This is a genomic window from Thermodesulfobacteriota bacterium (genome assembly GCA_036482575.1).
Taxonomy (GTDB): Bacteria; Desulfobacterota; GWC2-55-46; order GWC2-55-46; family JAUVFY01; genus JAZGJJ01.
In genome coordinates this window covers 1-4579 of the sequence record JAZGJJ010000196.1, presented here as the reverse complement: position 1 = coordinate 4579, position 4579 = coordinate 1, and the positions used below count along the sequence as shown (strand labels likewise).

General features: G+C 61.2%; 3 protein-coding genes. All 3 read left to right on the top strand.

Features of this window, described 5'->3' with window-relative positions; translation table 11 throughout:
* Positions 1–149 precede the first annotated feature (149 nt).
* Complete coding sequence (locus tag V3W31_08595; protein MEE9614987.1) at positions 150–1709, top strand: ATP-binding protein; 1560 nt, start codon at positions 150–152, stop codon at positions 1707–1709.
* Between the two features lie 3 nt (positions 1710–1712).
* Positions 1713–2834: an NHL repeat-containing protein gene (locus tag V3W31_08590; GenBank protein ID MEE9614986.1), complete on the top strand. Its 1122-nt coding sequence runs from the start codon at positions 1713–1715 to the stop codon at positions 2832–2834.
* The coding region (locus tag V3W31_08585; GenBank protein ID MEE9614985.1) for an ATP-dependent helicase at positions 2831–4579 on the top strand (1749 nt) is incomplete at its 3' end. The genes V3W31_08590 and V3W31_08585, both read left to right, overlap by 4 nt.

Genomic DNA, 4579 nt, shown 5'->3' with positions numbered 1-4579 from the left:
GCTTCCGGGGGCTTGACAAGAGGTTTTTAAGGGTGGCCTTGAGGGGGAGAGGGGATAACGAGCTCTTTATTGCCGAGCTGGAGACTGTTCTGGGCGGCAGGGGGGTAGCGGCGGGGGCGGGGGGGGCATTCAGAAGGTAGTAGGGCGGTATGAGGATAGGGATAAACGCAAAGATCGTAGGCTCGTTCATGGCCGGTACGATGTTCGCGCTCCTCTTTATCGGGTGGTCGTACTTCGTAATCTGGGGGCTGCTCGGAACCGTAAGGGACGTCGATACCATATCGAGCCGCCTGGAGATAACCGGGGAGCTGAGCTTCCAGGTCCAAAAGCTCCTGAGGGTTTCGGGTGATTACCTCGCGACCGGCGACGTGGGGAAGAGGGGGGAGTTCGACGGGCTGATAACGGACATGTCGGCCCTTCTGCGGCGCCTTGAGGCGCACGGGGACGGCGAAAAGTGGATAAATACGCTCGCGTCGGTAAAGGACGGAGTGGGCAGGCTCGGAGAGATGACCGCCGGGCTTATGTCCGTGGACGACCCGGTGGGCAACCCTTTGGCGGCCGTATTCATGGATGACGCTACGGCCCTTGCCGAAGGGGTGATGAAGGGCGCCGAGGAGTTCCACAGGCTGACCGAAGAGGAGAGGAAGGCGATGGCCGTCGAGGCGGAGCGCCGCGCCGATCAGACCGTGGTGTTCTTCTTCGTCTTCCTCGGGGTGGGGGCGGTTTCGCTCGCCGCGCTCTACCTCTATTTGAGGCGCCACATAACCGGGCCGCTCCTGGCCTTTCACGAGGGTGCGGACGTAATCTCAAAGGGGGAGTTCAGCTACAGGGTGGACGTAACCACCGGCGACGAGATCGAGGACCTCGCCGGGGGCTTCAACAGGATGGCGGCGGCGCTGGAGGAGAGGGAGAAGAAGCTCCTCTCCCTTATAAAGGTGGTGGATAAGATGAACGAGGACTTGATGAGGGCAAGCCGATACAAGGCCGACTTTCTCTCGCATATGAGCCACGAGCTGAAGACCCCGCTTACCCACATCATGGGCTTCTCGGAGCTCCTGAAGCTACGCTCGGGTAACGACCTGCCGGAGCCCAGCCGTAAGTACGTGGATATCATCTGCGGGAGCGGGAAGGAACTTCTAAAACTTATCAATAACCTCCTCGACTTTACCGATGATATGGACAGTGAAGTTCTGGACGTCCGGGAGTTCGACCTTAAGGCGGCCGTGGAAGAGGCCGTGGAGGGCGTAAGGACGGTCGTCGACAGACAAGAGCAGACCCTCGATGTCGACGTCGATAAGGACATAGGGCTTTTCAAGGCGGACGCCGGGATGTTCAAGGAGATGGTAGCGAACCTCCTCTCTAACGCCTTGAAGTCCAACCCCAAGGGGGGTACCGTCACGCTCAAGGTTTCACGGTCTCGGGATGAGTACGGCGGACCGCTCAGGGTCTCTGTCACCGACAGCGGCCCGGGGCTGAACCCCGAAGAGATTGAGGCCGCCTTCAACCCCTTCGGGTCCGGAGACGGCCTGCCCCCGGCGAGGTACGATACGGGAATAGGGCTTGCGCTCACGAAGAGGTTCGTCGAGTTCCATGGAGGGAAGATATGGGGAGAAAGCGGCGACGGAGGGGGCTCTACCTTCATCTTCACCCTGCCTTCCGGCAGGGTGAAGGATAAAAAAGCCGAGGCCGTCGAGGAGGACGAAGACTAAGAGATGCCGTATTCGGTGGGAGGGTCGAGCTCCGGCTATAAGGCGTCTCTGGCGCTTATCATGGTTTTATCCCTGGCGGCCCTCTCCTATGCCGTTCCCATGAGGGAGAGGGCCGTTTCGTTTCACGTCACGACCGTGGCGGGCACGGGCGCTGTGGGGAGGAGCGACGGCAAGGCGCTTGAGGCCACCTTCAAGTGGCCGACGGGTGTCGCCGTAAGTCCGGACGGGACCGTGGTATACGTGGCGGACTATTCGAATAACCTCATCCGCAAGATAGACTCCCGGGGCAGCGTGACGACCTTTGCCGGCAGCGGTGAGGCCGGCTACGGGGACGGGGTGGGCACCGGGGCGGTCCTCCGGGGGCCGGACAATATAGCGGTAGACGCAGGCGGGAACCTCTTTGTTGGGGACGCCGACAACTTCAGGATAAGAAAGGTGTCTCCCGAGGGGGTGGTAACGACCGTGGCCGGGAACGGGCACATGGGCTATAGGGACGGGAAGGCGGAGGAGGCCATGTTCGGCTACCCGACGGGCGTTGCCGTTGACGCCGTAGGTAACGTCTATGTTGCCGACAGGAGGGCCCATGCCGTAAGGAAGATAACGCCGGACGGCACGGTCTCGACCCTTGCCGGCAACGGCAGGCCGGGGTACGCGGACGGCAGGGGGCTCGGCTCGCACCTCCGGGAGCCCGTGGCCGTGGCCGTGGACGGTCGTGGCACGGTCTACGTCTCGGACTCCGGCAACAACGCGATAAGGAAGATAACCCCCGACGGGACTATAACCACCCTTGCCGGCCGGAAGGAGGCAGGCTACAGGGACGGGGTCGGCACGGACGCGATGTTCTCCTGGCCTACGGGTATAGCCGTGGGCATGCACGGGATCGTCTATGTCTGCGATTCTGGCAATAATAAAATAAGAAGTATTACGCCAGGCGGCGCGGTAAGTACGGTGGCGGGGAGCCTCACCGGTGGGGCGATGGACGGCCCGGGCTTCAAGGCAAGTTTCAATTTCCCAACGGGCGTGGGGGTGGGCCGCCGCGGTACCATCTATATAGCGGACTCCGGCAATAACGCCATAAGGAAGATAACGTATGGCACCTTTATGGAGGCCTCACTCGGACAATGAAAGACGTCGAACATTCCCTCGCCCCCCCCGACCCACTCGACCCGCTCAATAGTGAACAGCTCTCGGCGGTCGAGCACACCGACGGCCCGCTCCTTGTAATAGCGGGCGCCGGCACGGGGAAGACAAAGGTCATAACCAGGCGGATCGCGCGCCTTATCGAGCGCGGTATCGACCCCGGCAGCATACTCGCCCTTACCTTCACGGAAAAGGCCGCAGGCGAGATGGAGGAGCGGGTGGACCGGCTCGTCCCTTACGGTTATACCAACGTGTGGATATCCACCTTCCATTCGTTCGGGGACAGGGTGCTCGGGGATAACGCCCTCGCGCTCGGGCTTGTGCCGGACTTCAAGGTCTTAAGCGAGGCCGAGCGCGTGATATTCCTTAAGGAGCACCTCTTCGACCTGCCGCTCGACTACTACAGACCCTCGGGCGACCCCACGCGCTACCTCTCCTCGCTCGTAAAGTTCATATCGAGGCTCAAGGACGAGGACGTCACCCCCGAGGATTTCCTCTCCTACTGCGACACTTTAGAAGAGGGGGAGGGGGGCGTTACCGAAGACCTCATGAAGGAGCGGAGGGAACTGGCCGGGGCCTACGCCAAATACGAGGAGCTCATGGCGAGGAGCGGCTACATCGACTTCGGGGACCAGATAGTCCTGCCGCTAAAGCTCTTCCGCGAGAAGCCGGCGGTACTTAAGCGCTACCGGGAGCGGTATCATTATATACTCACCGACGAGTTCCAGGACACCAACTACGCGCAGTCCGAGCTCCTGAAACTCCTTAGCGGCGAGCGGAGGAATATAACGGTCGTGGCCGACGATGACCAGAGCATATACAAGTTCCGGGGGGCGGCGATAAGCAACGTCCTGAAGTTCCAGGAGAGCTGCCCCGAGGCCAAGGTCGTTACCCTTACCCGTAACTACCGTTCGGTCCAGCCCGTGCTCGATGCGTCCTACAGGCTCATAAGGCACAACGACCCGGACAGGCTCGAGGTAAAGAGCGGCATAGACAAGAAGCTCGTCTCCGAGAGGAGCCGCGGCGGCGCCGGGGGAGAGGTCGCGCACCTCCACTTCGACACGCTTACGAGCGAGGCCGAGTTCGTGGCGAAGACCATTGAAGAGAGGGCCGGCGAGGGTAAGCGCGACTATAAGGAGTTCGCCATACTGGTAAGGGCCAACGCCGATGCCGAGCCGTTTCTGAGGGCGCTTGACCAGAGAGGGGTCCCGCACCGCTTCTCCGGGTCGAGCGGCCTCTATTCGCGCGAAGAGATACGGGTGTTGATATCGCTCCTCAAGGTCATAACAGACCACTCCGACAGCATGAACCTCTTCCACCTGGCGAGCTCTCCGGTATACGGACTCAAGGCCGCGGACGTCATGCCGTGCAACCACCTCTCCAGGAGGCGCCACCGGCCGCTCTTCCACGTCATGCGGGACGTGGCCCGGGGGAAGGACGTGCCCGCGGAGATATCCACCGAAGGTGTAGAGACCATCACGAAGGTCGTTCTTGACATAGAGCGCCTGAGCGAGATGGCGCTCAAGGAATCGACCGGAAGGGTTCTCTACACCTTTCTTACGGATACGGGGTACATAGTCTCGCTCTCGGCCGAGGACTCGGAGGAGGCCGTGGACAGCGTGAGGAACATAGCCCGCTTCTTCGAGATCGTCTCGCACATGGAGCAGTCGCTCTCGATAAAGGGAAAAAAGGTCCAGACGATGGTGGAGTACCTGACCCTCCTTATGGAC